The organism is Archangium violaceum, from assembly GCF_016887565.1.
Classification (GTDB): domain Bacteria; phylum Myxococcota; class Myxococcia; order Myxococcales; family Myxococcaceae; genus Archangium; species Archangium violaceum_B.
Map to the genome: position 1 here is coordinate 2,744,763 of NZ_CP069396.1, position 14,256 is coordinate 2,759,018.

The 14,256-nt window shown below is 70.7% G+C and carries 14 protein-coding genes; 9 read left to right on the forward strand and 5 right to left on the reverse strand.

Annotated features, from left to right (window positions below; translation table 11 throughout):
* Nucleotides 1-20: 20 nt before the first annotated feature.
* The gene (locus JRI60_RS11410; RefSeq protein ID WP_204225874.1) at nucleotides 21-806 is read right to left on the reverse strand and encodes an SAM hydrolase/SAM-dependent halogenase family protein; all 786 of its coding nucleotides are present in this window, start codon (nucleotides 804-806) and stop codon (nucleotides 21-23) included.
* Between the two features lie 105 nt (nucleotides 807-911).
* On the opposite strand from JRI60_RS11410, the gene JRI60_RS11415 reads away from it, so the two are divergent.
* From JRI60_RS11415 to JRI60_RS11425, 3 genes are all read left to right on the forward strand, one after another.
* Nucleotides 912-1,919: an FAD-dependent oxidoreductase gene (locus JRI60_RS11415; protein ID WP_204225875.1), complete on the forward strand. Its 1,008-nt coding sequence runs from the start codon at nucleotides 912-914 to the stop codon at nucleotides 1,917-1,919.
* Nucleotides 1,909-2,301 carry a DUF2750 domain-containing protein gene (locus JRI60_RS11420; protein WP_204225876.1) on the forward strand — a complete coding sequence of 131 codons (393 nt, stop codon included), beginning with the start codon at nucleotides 1,909-1,911 and terminating at the stop codon, nucleotides 2,299-2,301. The genes JRI60_RS11415 and JRI60_RS11420 overlap by 11 nt, the downstream gene beginning before the upstream one ends.
* A 138-nt stretch (nucleotides 2,302-2,439) precedes the next feature.
* Nucleotides 2,440-3,324: an OmpA/MotB family protein gene (locus JRI60_RS11425; RefSeq protein ID WP_204225877.1), complete on the forward strand. Its 885-nt coding sequence runs from the start codon at nucleotides 2,440-2,442 to the stop codon at nucleotides 3,322-3,324.
* A gap of 9 nt (nucleotides 3,325-3,333) precedes the next feature.
* On the opposite strand, the gene JRI60_RS11430 is transcribed toward JRI60_RS11425, so the two are convergent.
* The 3 genes from JRI60_RS11430 to JRI60_RS11440 all read right to left on the reverse strand — a co-directional run bounded on the left by JRI60_RS11430 (nucleotide 3,334) and on the right by JRI60_RS11440 (nucleotide 7,374).
* Nucleotides 3,334-3,546, reverse strand: a complete 213-nt coding sequence (locus tag JRI60_RS11430; RefSeq protein WP_239470464.1) for a hypothetical protein — start codon at nucleotides 3,544-3,546, stop codon at nucleotides 3,334-3,336.
* A gap of 82 nt (nucleotides 3,547-3,628) precedes the next feature.
* Complete coding sequence (locus JRI60_RS11435) at nucleotides 3,629-6,781, reverse strand: tetratricopeptide repeat protein (RefSeq protein WP_204225878.1); 3,153 nt, start codon at nucleotides 6,779-6,781, stop codon at nucleotides 3,629-3,631.
* Between the two features lie 119 nt (nucleotides 6,782-6,900).
* The gene (locus JRI60_RS11440) at nucleotides 6,901-7,374 is read right to left on the reverse strand and encodes a GNAT family N-acetyltransferase (protein ID WP_204225879.1); all 474 of its coding nucleotides are present in this window, start codon (nucleotides 7,372-7,374) and stop codon (nucleotides 6,901-6,903) included.
* 86 nt (nucleotides 7,375-7,460) lie between these two features.
* On the opposite strand from JRI60_RS11440, the gene JRI60_RS11445 reads away from it, so the two are divergent.
* The 3 genes from JRI60_RS11445 to JRI60_RS11455 are packed head-to-tail and all read left to right on the forward strand — an operon-like array spanning nucleotide 7,461 to nucleotide 9,449.
* A complete protein-coding gene (locus JRI60_RS11445) occupies nucleotides 7,461-8,315 on the forward strand; it encodes a WGR domain-containing protein (RefSeq protein WP_204225880.1) in 855 nt (284 codons plus the stop codon).
* 19 nt (nucleotides 8,316-8,334) lie between these two features.
* The gene (locus tag JRI60_RS11450) at nucleotides 8,335-8,748 is read left to right on the forward strand and encodes a hypothetical protein (RefSeq protein WP_204225881.1); all 414 of its coding nucleotides are present in this window, start codon (nucleotides 8,335-8,337) and stop codon (nucleotides 8,746-8,748) included.
* Complete coding sequence (locus JRI60_RS11455) at nucleotides 8,745-9,449, forward strand: hypothetical protein (protein ID WP_204225882.1); 705 nt, start codon at nucleotides 8,745-8,747, stop codon at nucleotides 9,447-9,449. Before JRI60_RS11450 ends, JRI60_RS11455 begins: the two co-directional genes overlap by 4 nt.
* Before the next feature lie 9 nt (nucleotides 9,450-9,458).
* On the opposite strand, the gene JRI60_RS11460 is transcribed toward JRI60_RS11455, so the two are convergent.
* Nucleotides 9,459-10,274: a hypothetical protein gene (locus JRI60_RS11460; RefSeq protein ID WP_204225883.1), complete on the reverse strand. Its 816-nt coding sequence runs from the start codon at nucleotides 10,272-10,274 to the stop codon at nucleotides 9,459-9,461.
* A gap of 217 nt (nucleotides 10,275-10,491) precedes the next feature.
* Here JRI60_RS11460 and JRI60_RS11465 point away from each other — a divergent pair, with 217 nt between their 5' ends.
* The 3 genes from JRI60_RS11465 to JRI60_RS11475 all read left to right on the forward strand — a co-directional run bounded on the left by JRI60_RS11465 (nucleotide 10,492) and on the right by JRI60_RS11475 (nucleotide 14,253).
* Nucleotides 10,492-12,189, forward strand: coding sequence for a substrate-binding and VWA domain-containing protein (locus JRI60_RS11465; protein ID WP_204225884.1), 1,698 nt, complete (start codon nucleotides 10,492-10,494; stop codon nucleotides 12,187-12,189).
* A 64-nt stretch (nucleotides 12,190-12,253) separates the two neighbouring features.
* Entirely contained in the window at nucleotides 12,254-13,060 is an 807-nt protein-coding gene (locus tag JRI60_RS11470) for a hypothetical protein (RefSeq protein ID WP_204225885.1), read from the forward strand.
* Nucleotides 13,057-14,253, forward strand: a complete 1,197-nt coding sequence (locus JRI60_RS11475) for a substrate-binding domain-containing protein (RefSeq protein ID WP_204225886.1) — start codon at nucleotides 13,057-13,059, stop codon at nucleotides 14,251-14,253. The genes JRI60_RS11470 and JRI60_RS11475 overlap by 4 nt, the downstream gene beginning before the upstream one ends.
* Nucleotides 14,254-14,256 lie beyond the last annotated feature (3 nt).

The window sequence follows — 14,256 nt, forward strand, 5'->3', positions numbered from 1 at the left end:
AGGGAGCTTGCGACAGTGGGTCAGCGGGGCTCGATGCGCACTCTCGCTCCCCTGCCTGCCCTCAGTACGTCGGCCGCGCTGCCGTCCCGTATGGAGACCTCCAGCAACCCCGTGCTTCCCACCAGTGATAGGGGTTCTCCGGAGGCGACGACCTGGTAGTGCGCGTGGGGCGCTTCCGGGATGGTCGTCGTCCCGATGTGCACCCGGAAGCGCGCCGGCAGCATCGCTCCAGGGAGGTTGGTGATGAGGTTGCCGTAGGTGTCCACGTGGAGCACCTCGCCCACCGGACATCCGTCCTCCTCCTTCGGAGCCGGGAATGAGAACGGTCTCTCCAGGTGGTGCAGCGCCCGGCCCAGCCTCTCCAGGGGCACTCCCGCCGCCAGGTGCCCCACCGCCGGGGCGAACACGTCCCTCCCGTGGAAGGTCCTCGATTGTCTCGGCCCCCAGTATTCCGGCTCGGTCAGCTCGACCGCCGATGCCAGTCCTCCCAGTTGTTCGAGGGCCGGCACCAGCAACCCGTTGTCCGGGCCCACCAACACATCGCCTCGCCGTGTCCTCGCCGCCACGGCGCGTCGCGTCGACCCCACCCCCGGGTCCACCACCGCCAGGTGCAGCGAGCCTTCTGGAAAGGCCTCCACCGCGCTCCACAGCAGGAAGGCTCCCGCCTTCACGTCCTGCGCGGGAACCTCATGGGTGAGGTCCACGAGGTCCACTCCCGGGGCGACCCGGAGGATCGCCGCCTTCATCTGGCCCACGTAGGTGTCCTTCAGGCCGAAATCCGTCAGCAGGCTGATGGGGGGTGGCATCGCCCTGAAGATATCCACGGGCCTCCCGTTCATGGAATGAAGAGGGGGCATTCACGCCTCGGGCTCCATCCGCGATAGAACGGAGACCAGTCCCCCCGGCTCCGTATGCACCTCGTCATTCTCGGATGTGGAGTCTCTGGCCTGTCCTGCGGTGTCCGGCTGCTCGAGGCCGGTCACTCGGTGGAGCTTTGGGCGCGCGAGCTGCCCCCGCACACCACGTCCGATATCGCGGCCGCCGTCTGGTACCCGTACCGCGCTTTTCCCCAGGACCGGGTCACCGCCTGGTCCCGGCGTACCTTCGAGGAGCTGTGTGTGCTCGCCGGGCAGCCCGAGACCGGTGTCCTGCGAGTGCTCGGGCTCGAGCTGCTGCGCGAGCACGCTCCCGACCCGTGGTGGCGGCCGTGCGTGCCCGACTTCCGCCGCGCCTCCCCGGCCGAGCTGCTCCCGGGCTACGTGGACGGCTACGTCTTCGAGGCTCCCGTCATCGACATGCCTCGCTACCTCCCGTACCTGCTGGCCCGCTTCCGCCGGCTCGGCGGCACCGTGCTCCAGCGCGAGGTGCATTCGCTGGACGAGGCGTGGACGGCGGCTCCACTGGTGATCAACTGCACCGGCCTGGGGTCTCGTTCCCTGCTGGGGGACGAGACGCTCGTTCCCATCCGGGGTGAGGTGCTCCGCGTGGCGCCGCTCCCGCTGGAGCGCTTCCTCCTGGACGAAGACGAGGCGCGAGGCATGGCCTACCTCATTCCCCGTACCACCGACTGCATCCTCGGCGGCACGGCGGAGGAGGGCAACGCGTCGCTGGCGCCCGACCCGGCCCAGGCCGAGGCCATCCTCGCTCGCGCGGCGCGGCTGCTGCCCGCGGGCACCCGCATCCAGGTGCTCCAGCACCTCGTGGGGCTGCGGCCCGGGCGGCCCTCGGTCCGCCTCGAGCTGGAGCGGGTGGCGGGGCGCCCCGTCGTCCACAACTACGGCCATGGTGGGGCGGGCGTAACACTCTCGTGGGGTTGTGCCGAGGAGGTGACGGCGCTCGTCGCTCAGGTCGCCAGTGGCGCGGACCCCCTTGGATCGGTCAAGAATCCTTCGAGCACTGGGAGGACGGATGGAAACTGAGCAGAGCCACGAGCGCCTTCAGGCCGTGCTGCGGTTGCCCGCGGCCAGGCGCTACTCGTACTTCCTCCAGCGCGCGGTGGAGTCCGGCGAGGTCTGGGGACTCGATGGCGAGGGGTGGGCGCTCGCGCTCGACGACGCGGGGCGGGACGTGCTGCCGCTCTGGCCCGCGCCCGAGTTCGCCGCGCTCTGCGCCAGGCGGCTGTGGTCCGGCTTCCAGCCTCGCGCCATCAAGCTGGAAGAGCTGCTGGACAACGTGCTGCCGCAGCTCGAGGAGGAGGGGATGCCGGTGGGCATCTTCTTCACGCCGGAAGGTCAGGGCCACCCGGTCTCCGCGCGCGAGCTCATCGACGCTCTGCGCGCGGCCAGCGGGCCCGTGGCCTGAAGTCCCGTGCCCGGGGGGTCTCACGTGGCGTGGAGCGGGAGCCCGCTCCGCCGCGAGTGGAACCTTGCACCTCCAGATACCTGCGCGTACCTGTACCGCCTTGAGGCACACCCGGGCGGGGCTTCTAGCTTGCGTGCCATGCCTGGAGATTCCGACAACAAGACGGTGTACGCGAAGGGGATTGGCCCCCGTCAGGGAAGCGGTGGCTCGAAGCCCTGGGTTCCGTGGCTGGTGACGGCGCTGGTGGTGCTCATCTCCGGTGCCGCGGGCTATTTCGGATTCAACGCCTGGTCGGCGCAGAAGACGCGCGCGGAGGGCGCGGAGAAGTCGGCCGCGGAGGCCCGCGCGCAGGTGGTGGCCACGGAGCAGGCGCGCAAGGAATTGGAGGTGAAGCTCTCGGAGCAGCTCGCGGTGAAGGAGCAGAAGCTCTCGGCGCTCGAGGACGAGCGCACGCGGCTGTCCACCGAGCGCGACCAGCTCTCGCAGGCGGTGCAGGAGAAGGAGGCCGAGCTCGCGCGCCTCAAGGCCACCTACGAGGACATCGAGCAGAAGCTGAAGGCGGAGATCACCGATGGGGAGATCCGCCTGTCCCAGGCCGAGGGCCGCATCCAGGTGGACCTCGTGGACAAGATCCTCTTCGACTCCGGCGAGGCCAACCTCTCCGAGCGGGGCGCCGAGGTGCTGGCCCGACTGGGCACCGTGCTCTCCAAGGTGGAGGGCCGCTCCATCCTCGTGTCGGGCCACACGGACGATGCCCCGCCCTCGCAGCGGCTGGCGGCCACCTTCCCGACGAACTGGGAGCTGTCCGTGGCCCGCGCGGTGAACGTGGTGCGCTTCCTCGGGGAGAAGGCCAGTGTTCCCCCGGGCCGGCTCGTGGCCGCCGGTCACTCGGATACGAAGCCCGTGGCCAGCAACGCCACGCCCAAGGGGCGCGCCCGCAACCGCCGCATCGAGATCCTCCTCATTCCGGATCTCCCGGCGGGCAAGCGCAACGAGGCCAAGGCCGACGCGAGCGCGCACTGAGCCCGTACGTCAGGGAGTGCCCGGGCGGTGGGGCGGCTGCCTGCGCTTCGACAGGCGGACGGAGATGAAGGCGAAGGCCGCCGCCGCCACGACGAGCACCGCCAGCCAGTACCAGAGCAGCGGGCCGCTGGTGACCGCCTGATTCTCTCGCGTCTGCGCGAGCGCCAGCACGGGGGTGAGCAGGTACAGCATCCAGACCGGGATCGTTTGTGAGCTCTTCATCACCCCGGAAAGCTGGCCATGTGTTCCGGGGCTCACAAGCCGAGGGCGTCGTGCCGCCCGCTCGGACTCCGGGCGGGCTTCTTCACGGAGGAGGCGTCAGCGCCATCGAGCCGGGTGAGGCCGCCTTCGGGGCATGCCGTTTCAGCAGGGCCTCCAGCTCGGAGAGCTCATTCGCGTGGAGGATGGGGGTCTTGAGGTAGGTGGCGCGCGCCGCCAGGGCGAGCTTCAGGGCCCGCTCCTGCTGCTGCCCGGCGTCCCAGAGCGCCCGGGCCAGGGCGAACCGGACGGAGGCCGCGTACTCGGGCCGTCCCGGGTGCCTCTCGATGACCTGGAGCGCGTGCTCGAGCAGGGGAATGGCCTCGGTGGCCCTGCCCAGCTTCTGCAGCGCCTCGCCCTTTCCCGCCACCGGCAGGACGCCGGCCGGCGAATCGACGCCCATCACCTTCTCGAAAAGGGGCAGCTCCTTCTCGAAGAGGGGGAGCGCGCGAGCGGCCTGGCCCATCTCCAGGTAGGTGGTGCCGATGTCCACGCGGATGAGGGCCGTGTTGAAGTGGTCGGGTCCCAGGTACTGCTCGCGCAGTTGCAGCGCCTGCTGGCGCAGCCGCAGGGCCTTGTCGTTCTGGCCCCGTATCTCGTGCAGCTGCGCGAGCCCGAGCAGGGCCATCGTGTAGATGTGCTCGTGCTGCCGCGGGTCCTTCTTCGCCACCTCCAGCACCTCCTGGAAGGTCTGCTGGGACTGGGACAGCCGCTCCAGCGAGGTCTGGGCCTCGGCCACCTTCTCGAGCGCCTGCAGCAGGTGGGTGCTCTCCGGACCCGTGAGCTCCCGGAACAGGCGCACGGCCTCCTCGTAGTGCGAGAGGGCGTTGAGATCCCTCCCTTCCGAGGCATCGAGATCGCCATAGGCGAGGTGCAGGTGCGCCCACTCCTCGGAGCGGTTGCCATAGGACTTCTGGTTGATCTCCCGCACCCGGTCGAGCAGGAGGCGCGCGTCGGAGATCCGCCCCTGCGAGGCATAGGCGTACGAGAGGTTCGTCAGGGGCTGGGTGAGGAACGGGTGCAGGGGGCCGAGGTAGGTCTCGCCCATGCGCACGAGGGACTCGAGCGCCCGCTGCGACTCGTCCATGCGATCCAGGTTGCCCAGAGCGGCCAGGGAGTTGGTGGCGTAGCGCAGCGTGGTCGCGCTGGCCGGACCGAGCTGCCGCTGCGCGAGGGCGAAGGCCTTGTCGAAGGACTCGTAGGCCTCGGCGAACTTGCCCTGTTGATAGAACGCCATGCCCTGGTTGTTGAAGAAGATGGCCCGCAGCTCGCCATTCTCCCCCAGCCTGTCCAGCGAGGCCTGCGCGAAGTGCCTCCAGCGCTCGGCTTCCTCCTGGGGGCCGTTCAGGCAGTAGTAGCCCATCAGCCGCACGCTGGCCGCCGTCGCCACGGTGTCGTGCCGGGACTCGAACGCGAGCCACAGAGCGTCCGTGAGCAGCGGGGGCACGCCCTGGTTCTGCCCGGAGATGATCTGCGTCCACGCCCGCGTGAAGAGGGCCTCGGCGTGGACGGGCTTGTAGCCGAGCGTCGCCGTCTTCTCGATGACCTCCGAGGCCAGGGTCAGGGCCTCCCCGTACTTGCCGGCCTCGGTGAGCGCCTTGACGCGGGCCAACCGGGCACGCTCGGCCTCCACGGCCTGGCGCGTGGTGGCGTCCTCGGGGGGCTTCACCTCGGACAGCAGCGCCTCCACGTCCGCGCAGCGCCGCAGGGGCCGCAGGGCGCTGGTGGCGGAGATGGCCTTCTCCACCACCGTGGCGTCGGCCTCGGTGAACACGTCGGTGAGCGCGGCCAGCTCCTTCCGGCTGCCCTCCAGACACGCCATGCGCAGGGACATGACGGCCTCGGACTGCTCACCGCGGATGCGCGTGGCCTCGCAGGTGTCCTGGTGCATGTCCGTCCACGCCGTGGTGTACGCGTTCAGCGCCTCGCGCACGCGCCCCCAGGTGTCCTGGGCATGGGGCTGGCCGGTGGCGAGGAAGGCCTTCTCGATGGCCGTCTGGCGCGGCGCGCCCCACACGTTCTCCAACTGCGCGGGAACGCCCGTGCACACGTGGACATGGTGGTGGTGCCACTCGGTCCAGGCCATCACGCTCGCGCCCGTGACGAGGAGCAGCAGGGCCGCGACGGACAGCCAGCGGCGGCGCACCTGGGCCGGATCCCTCTCCAGGATGGCCAGCAGCGCGTCCAGCGAGGGGTAGCGCGCCTCCGGCGGCGTGTTGAGGGCGCGCAGCAGGGCACGGTGCACGAAGGGCGGCACCTTGGAGTGGGGCGGCGGCGGCTTGATGCGGCCGGCCAGCACGTTCTGCTTGCGCTCCTCGGGAGTGCTCCCCTCGAAGGGGCGCTCACCGTAGAGGGCCTCCCACAGCGACACGGCGAAGGAGAACTGATCGCTCCGCGCGTCCGCCGTGGCGCCGCGGAACTGCTCGGGCGCCATGTACGCCGGAGTGCCCAGCACCGCGCCCCGCTGCGTCAGCTGCAGCTCCAACAGGCTGTGCTGCTTGACCGGGCCCGTGCTCGTGCCCGTGGCGGGCGCGCCGTCGCCGGACGAGGGCTCCTCGGCGGGCGCGTTGTGCGGGCGCGCCAGGCCGAAGTCCGTCACCCGGATGCGGCCGTCCCTGCCCACCAGGACGTTGGTGGGCTTGAAGTCGCGGTGCACGAGCCCGGCGGCGTGCGCGGCGGCCAGGCCCCGGCCCGCGTCCAGGAAGGCGGAGAGCGTCTCCTTCCAGCTCCGCGGCTTCTCCTGGTGCCACTGCAGCAGGGTCTGTCCGTCCACCAGCTCCATGGCCATGAAGACCTGGGCGCCGTGCTGGTGCACGTCGTAGATGGCCACCACGTTGGGGTGGGAGAGCCGGGCCATGGCCTGCGCCTCGCGCAGCAACCGGGCCCGCCCGGGTGACCCCTCGGTGCCCCCGAGCGGGTCCTCGGGCGGCAGCAGCTTGAGGGCCACCTTCCGGTCCAGCACCGAGTCGTAGGCGGCGTACACCATCCCCATGCCGCCCTGGCCCAGGGGATCCAACACCACGTACCGGTCCAGGGGTGTTCCCCGGCCGAGCGCCGGCGCTTCCGGCGGACGGGGGCTGGCGCTCGGACCTGGCGTCGCCCCCGTGCCGAGCGCGAGCGTGCGACGCTCGTCGGTCACGAGCGTACGGCGCTCGTCGGTCACGAGCGTGCGGCGCTCTTTGTCATCGAAGGACCCCATGCCACCTCGCTCCCGCAGGATGTCACGCTCACGGGGCAGCGAGAATGCGTCGCTGCGTCGATTCTCCAGTCAACCCGCGGAGGGCGCCGTGAGGCAGGCCGCCTGGCGGGGGAACGGCCTCAAACGGCCCGCGCGAACCGCTGCAGCGCCTCGCCGGTGAGGCGGAAGAGCTTCCACTCCCGCTGCATCTCCGCGCCGAAGGACTCGTAGAACTCGATGGCCGGCGTGTTCCAGTCGAGCACGGACCACTCGAAGCGCCCGCAGCCCCGCTCGACGGCGAGCTTCGCCAGGTGGGACAGCAGCGCCTTGCCGTGCCCCCGGCCCCGGTGCTCCGGCAGGACGAAGAGGTCCTCCAGGTAGAGGCCCGGCTTGGACAGGAACGTGGAGTAGTTGTGGAAGAAGAGGGCGAAGCCCACCACCTGTCCGGCCTCCTCGGCGAGGACGACCTCGGCGTAGGGCCGGTCTCCGAAGAGGTGCTCGCGCAGCTCCTCCTCTCGGAGGGTGACGACATGGGTGAGCTTCTCGTACTCGGCCAGGGCGCGGATGAGCCGGCTGATGACGGGGACGTCCGAGGGGGTCGCGGAGCGAATCATGCGCGTGATGCTAGCGCGTGGGAGCACGGCCGCCCATGGTAGCGTCCGCCAGCATCCGCACACCCGATACCCGGAGGAGCAGCACCATGCGCAGGTTCGAGTTCGTCGAGGGCACCAGCGCGAAGTTCTGGATGGCCGAGGTCCAGGGCAACACCTTCATCGTGGTGTACGGGCGGTTGGGCACGGAGGGGCAGCGCAAGGAGAAGGATTTCCCCGACGAGGAGGGCGCCCGGCGCGAGTACGACCGCAAGGTGGCCGAGAAGCTGCGCGAGGGCTACCACGAGGTGTCCGCGCAGGCGCCCCAGGAGGCACCCACCAAGGGGGCGAAGGGGGCCGCTGCGGCCTCGCCGAAGCTGACGCTCCCTCCCCGGGTGCGCGCGGGCAGGCCCACCGCCGAGCAGGTGGCCGCGGCCGTCGAGGCGCTCACCCGGCTCGACACCCTGGTGGGTGGACGGAGCTGGCGGGTGGCGCTCCAGGCCCGCCGGGCGCGGCGCGCGCTCCGGGCCCTGGGCGGACTCGAGCCGTCCAGCCACTCCGCCATGGGCCCGGTGTTCTCCTCGTTGATGGAGAAGGTGGTGGCTCCCAAGGAGCAGCCGCGGCTGCCGCTGTGGGCGGCCATGGCGCTGCTGGCCGAGGTGGATGTGGCGGCCTTCGTCCGGACGCTGGAGCAGTGGAAGCGCGCGCCCGCCGGAGCTCCGGCCCTGGCCGCCACCGGTGTGCTGGCCCGTCAGGCCGAGGCCCTCGGCGAGCCCGAGCTGGCGCTGCGCATGGGGGCGCTGCTGACCTCGGACGAGGCCTGGGACAAGCGCTGGAGCGCGCTGCGCCCGCATGTCGAGGGGCACCTGGTGGCGGGGGGCAGCTCGCTGCCGGCCTGGCTGCGCTCGCTGGACGCCGGAGGGGATTCGCGCCTCGCCGAGCGCCTCTCCCGCCTGGGCGCGTGAGGGGTGTACCGTGCGGGACATGACCGTCTCCCGCTGGTTCTGGGTGCCCGTGCTCGTGCTGTGCGCGACCGGATGTGCTTCGGGCAGGAGGGCCTCGCGTGCCCCCTCGGGCTCCGCCACCGAGCAGCGCGCGCGGGACCTGGAGGCGCGCAACGAGGCGATGCGCCAGGAGCTGAACCGCAAGAAGGCCGAGCTGCAGCAGTCCTTCCAGACGATGGCGCAGGCGGAAGGCGCCGCGGGCCTCGGCTCGCTCGGCTGCACCGGAGTGGCTCCGGCCAACGGGCCGATGCAGGGGCTGCCCCGCTCGGGCGCCGTCCACGCCTCGTTCAACCTGCGGGGCCAGCCCTACCGCATGACGGCCACCTTCTCCGCGCCTCGCCCGTCGGGCGGGTGGCGCGTGTCCCAGGGCACCTGCAGGGTGGTGGGGCCGTGAGGGCCCTCCGACTCGGACTGCTGGCGCTGGGGGCGCTCGTTGGCGCGGGCTGCGCAACTGATCCGGCCACGCGCCTGCGTCTGGCCGAGCAGGAGAACCAGCGCCTCACCCGGGAGACGGCGGAGACGGACCTGGCCCTCCAGTCCGTGCACGCCTACACCGAGGAGCTGCGCTCGCCCGGCGCGTCGGGGCGCTCCTTCAACATGTACTTCTCGCCCGCGTCCCTGCAGCAGCTGGCCTCGCAGCTGCTCCCCATGCGGATGGCCGCGCGCAACTTCCACAAGCAGCTCGAGGGCGAGGTCATCGTCGAGAGCCTCTCCGACATCCGCTTCGGCCCGCTCAACACGCTCACCTGCAGGGCCGTGATGCGCGGGGAGAACGTCCGCTACACCGGCAGCGTGCCCAAGGGCTACCAGAACGAGATCCGCAAGTTCCAGGCGGGCGTGGCCGCCGGCGTGGTGGCGGACCTGGTGGTGGAGCTCTCCCTGAGCGAGAGCTCCCTGGTGGCCCGGGCGCGCGCCACGCAGACGCGGCTCAAGGCCAACTCCAACGGCACGGCGGAGGGCATGCTGAGGGATCAGATGAATGAACGGACCCTGCGCTCGCCCTTCGCCTTCGACCTCACCATCCAGGGCAGCGGCGCGGTGCCGCGCCGCATGGTGCTCACCTCCAACCACCTGGTGGTGACGTACGCCCCGTAGTGCTCGCGCTCAGTTCCCGCCCGACGACGAGCTCTGGGCGGGAGCCGACGTGCCCGACAGGTCCGGCTGCGTGTCGATCTCCTCCGCCGGCCAGCCGCGCGCCGCCTCGTAGTAGCGCGGCGCCTTCACCTTGCGCTTGTCCTTGGCGCTCAGGCCCTCGGGGGACACCAGGCTCTGCTCGCCCCCCTTCACGGACTGGACGATGTGGCCGTCGCAGAAGAGCCACTCGGTGCGGCCGTCGGCGAACTTGCGCGCGTAGTACACGTCGGTGCTGCCGATCTCCGGGTTCTTCGCGCACCACGTCTGGCGCGCCGTCTGCTCGCGCTGCGGTGCTTCCTCGTTCCACTTGGCCTGTGCCGCCTCCACCGCGGCCACCGCCGTGGCCTCCACCAGCCGCGTCCGGGACATCTCCACCAGCTCCGTGCCGCGCTTCGTCAGCTCCGGGAAGGCTCCGGACTTCGCGAAGGCGCACGACTGCACCGCCTTGAGGTTGGCCTGGTGCACGTCCAGCACCTTGCCCAGCGAGCCCGAGGCCTCCTTGAGCAGCGCCACCTGCTGCGCGTACTCCGCCGCCTTCGGATCCTTCGCCTGCTCCGTCGAGGACAGGAAGCGCGCCAGCAGTCCGTTCACTCCGCTCAGCTCGTCCGACAGCCAGCGCGGCTCCGCCTCACAGATGTTGGCCTTGGCCCCCGTGTAGTCGCGGTACTCCGCGCGGGCGGATCCCAGGCTGTACTGCTGTGACGGTGCCACCCGCTTCGCCCCGCACGCACCCAGCGCCAGACTCAAACCTCCGACAATCCACAGCTTCCGGCTCAAGAAATTCATGGCTCCCGACTCTATCGGACAAGGACGCGTCCGGTCGAATTGCTTGGAGTTCAAAATACATGACCAGCGGGTTGATCAAACCCCGACAACCCAGGGCCTTTCGTGACAGGGCTGTCACGGTCTTGCAAGAACCCGGTGAGTTGAGCGGTGGACGGTTGAGGCGCTTGGCGCGTCGTCACACAGTCGTGGCGCACGTGTCGAGGGGAGGACCGTCGGGATGCGGAAGCTGCTTCCAGGAGTGCTCGCGGTGGTGGTGGCGCTGGTTGCCTGCAAGGAATCCAACCAGGGCTCCTCCGGAGCCTCGGCGTCCGCGCGGAAGCAGGAGGTGGTGGGCGGGCCGGCCCTGGTGCTGACGGTGGCCTACGGCAGTGAGAAGAAGAGCTGGTTCGAGGAGCAGGCGCGAGCCTTCGAGCGGAGCGGGGCGAAGACGAAGTCGGGCCGCTCCATCCAGGTGCGGGGCCAGGCGATGGGCTCCGGGGAGGCGGTGCAGGACATCGTCTCCGGCAAGCTCAGGGCGCACGTCTACAGCCCGGCCTCCAGCGCCTACCTGCCGCTGCTCAACAGCGCGTGGCTGATGTCCTCGAGCAGGACGAAGCCGGTGGTGGGGGAGGGGGAGCCGCTGCTGCTCTCGCCCATCGTCATCGCCATGTGGAAGCCCATGGCGGAGGCGCTGGGCTGGCCGGGCAAGCCCATCGGCTGGGCGGATCTGATGAAGGTGGCGGCGGACAAGCGCGGGTGGGGCGCGTACGGGCACCCCGAGTGGGGCCGCTTCAAGCTGGGTCACACGCACCCCGAGTTCTCCAACTCGGGGCTGCTGTCGGTGCTGGCCGAGGCCTACGCGGGGGCGGGCAAGACGCGCGGGCTGGCGGTGGCCGACGTGGAGGGCGAGAAGGCGAAGGAGCTGCTGACGGACATCGAGGGCACGGTGGTGCACTACGGCAAGTCCACCGGCTTCTTCGCGGACAAGATGCAGCAGCGCGGTCCGGGCTACGTGTCGGCGGCGGTGTTGTACGAGAACCTGGTCATCGAGTCCTACGGCAAGCCGTCGGACGCACCCTTCCCGCTGGTCTCCATCTACCCGGTGGAGGGCACCTTCTGGTCGGATCATCCGTACGCGGTGCTGGACGCGGACTGGGTGGGGGCCGAGGAGCGTGAGGCGGCGCAGGCCTTCCTGACCTTCCTCAAGGCGCGACCGGCGCAGGAGCGAGCGCTGGCGCTGGGCTTCCGTCCGGCGGACCCGGCGGTGGCCATCGCGGCGCCAGTGGACGCGGCGCATGGCGCGGACCCCAAGCAGCCGCAGACGCTGCTGGAGGTGCCCGGCGCGGACGTGCTGGAGAAGCTGCTGGCCGTGTGGCGCGAGACGAAGAAGTCCACGGACGTCACCTTCGTCTTCGACAAGTCCGGCAGCATGTTGGGCCGCCCATTGTCGGAGGCCAAGGTGGGCGCCCGCCGCTTCCTGGAGTCGCTGTCGGACCGGGACTCGGTGACGCTCATGCTGTTCGACAACAACGTGTACCCGCCGATGGGCCCGCTGGAGCTCGGCAAGGGCCGCGGCGAGCTGCTCGGACGCGTCGACAACATCATCGCGGACGGAGGCACGGCCCTCTACTCCGCCACCCTGGCCGCCTATCAGTCCGCCGTGGCCCGGGCGCGGAAGAGCCCGGGGAAGATCCACGCGGTGGTGGTGATGACGGACGGCAAGGACGAGAGCAGCACCATCACGCTGGCGCAGCTGCAGAGCGGCCTGTCCTCCTCGAGCGAGGAGAACCCGGTGCGCATCTTCACCATCGCCTACGGGCAGGGCGCCGAGGGCCAGGTGCTGGAGCGCATCGCCGAGGCGGGCAAGGGCTCGAGCGCGAAGGGCGGCGTGGAGGACATCGTCCAGGTGTACCGGGACATGGCCTCCTTCTTCTGAGAGCGGGACATGGAACGCATGCGGGGGACGAGGGACGGGATGACGGGACGCGGCAGGAGCGGACATGGCCGAGCGCGGTGAGTCGACGCTGGTGGGCCACCTTCCGAAGGTGCTGGCGCGCTCGGCGGGGAGCACGCTCAACCTGGTGGTGGCGGGCTCGTCGGCGTTGCTGGCGGCGGCGCTGCACTCCTGGGCGGTCGCGGCACTGGGAGGCGCGGCCTACGTCGCGCTGGTGGCCTGGGACGTGGTGTCTCCCGTCTTCTGGAAGGAGACGCTCTCCGGTGCCTCGGACGAGGCGCGCAAGCTGCCCGCCCCGGGCCGGCTGGAGGATCCCCGGGTGCGCGACTCGGTGCGGGCCATCCACCAGGCGCGCGAGGAGCTGACGCGCACGTTGGAGGGCGCGCCGCGCGGGGTGGTGTCGCACCTGGGGCTGGCGCTGGCGTCGGTGCGGGAGCTGGAGGGCCGGGCGGCGCGTCTGGTGCAACGGGGGGAGGAGCTCTTCCGCTACCTGCGCACGGTGGACCTGAACGCGGTGCGCGAGCAGATCCGCCTGTTGGACGAGCAGGCCCGGGCGGCGCGAGACACGGAGGCGCGGGGGCAGTACGAGAGCTCGCGCAAGGCGCGCGAGGAGCATCTGGCGGCGCTGATGGACATCCACGCGGCGTACGAGCGGGTGCTGGCGAACCTCTCGAGCGTCGCGGTTACCTTCCAGGGGCTTCCCGCCAAGGTGATGCGCCTGCGCGCTCTGGACGCGCAGGCCACGGACAGCATGTACGGGGACCTCAGCGAGGAGCTCGGCCGGATGAACGGTGAGCTCCAGGCCTTCGAGGACACCCTGCAATCGTTCAAGGAGGTTCGAGTCGCATCATGAAGCCCAAGGTCTTCATCATCCTGGGGTTCCTCGTCGCGGTCGGCGCGGTGCTCTTCATCACGTCCTCGAACAAGGACAAGGCGCAGCAGGGCGGAGAGACCGCCCCTTCCTCGCAGGCGCGCTCCTCCGGGCCGGCGACGGAGATCACCTTCCTCTACAGCACGGAGAAGAAGGAGTGGGTGGAGGCCGCGGTGGCGGGCTTCCAGCAGGAGAACCCCTCCATCCGCGTGAAGCTGGTGGGCAAGGGCTCGCTGGACGCGGCCCAGGCCATCCTGGACGGCAAGGAGAGGCCCACGGTGTGGAGCCCTGCCGACAGCGCCGTGCTGCGCATGCTGGCGTCGGACTGGTCGACGGATCCGCAGCGCGGGCAGCTGTTCGCCACCAGCGGGGACGACGCCCCGCAGCCGCTGGTCATCACCCCGCTGGTGTTCGTGGTGTGGGAGGACCGGGCCGAGGTGTTGCAGAAGGCGTCGGGGGGCGTGGTGTCGTGGAAGGCCATCCACAAGGCGGTGGCGAGCGACCAGGGCTGGCCGGCCATCGGCGGCAAGCCGGAGTGGGGCTTCGTGAAGCTGGGTCACACGGACCCGACGCGCTCCAACTCGGGCCTGCAGGCGATGCTGCTGGCGACGCTGGAGTTCTACGGCAAGCGCTCGGGGCTGTCGGTGGGAGACCTGCTCAAGCCCGAGTACCAGACCTGGGTGAAGGAGCTGGAGAAGGGCGTGACGCGGTTCGAGACCTCCACCGGCACCTTCATGACGGACATGGTCCGCTTCGGCCCGTCGAAGTACGACATGGCGGTGGTGTACGAGAACCTGGCCATCTCGCAGATCGGCAACGCGCAGGGCCGGTGGGGCAACCTGAAGGTGTACTACCCGGCGCTCACGTTGTGGAGCGACCACCCGGCGGCGCTGCTGCTGGGAGACTGGGTGACGCCGGAGCAGCAGGACGCGGCGCGCAAGTGGCTGGCGTACCTGCGCAGCCGTCCGGTGCAGGAGCGCGCGCTGGCGTTCGGCTTCCGCCCGGCGGACCCCTCGGTGCCGCTCAAGACGCAGGACGCGGCCAACCCCTTCACGCGGCTGGCCTCCCAGGGCATCCAGGTGGACGTGCCCCCCGTGGCCGAGGTGCCGGAGGGGCCGGTGGTCCGCAACCTGCTGACGATGTGGTCGCGCGTGGTGGGCTCGGCACAGCGCTGAGCC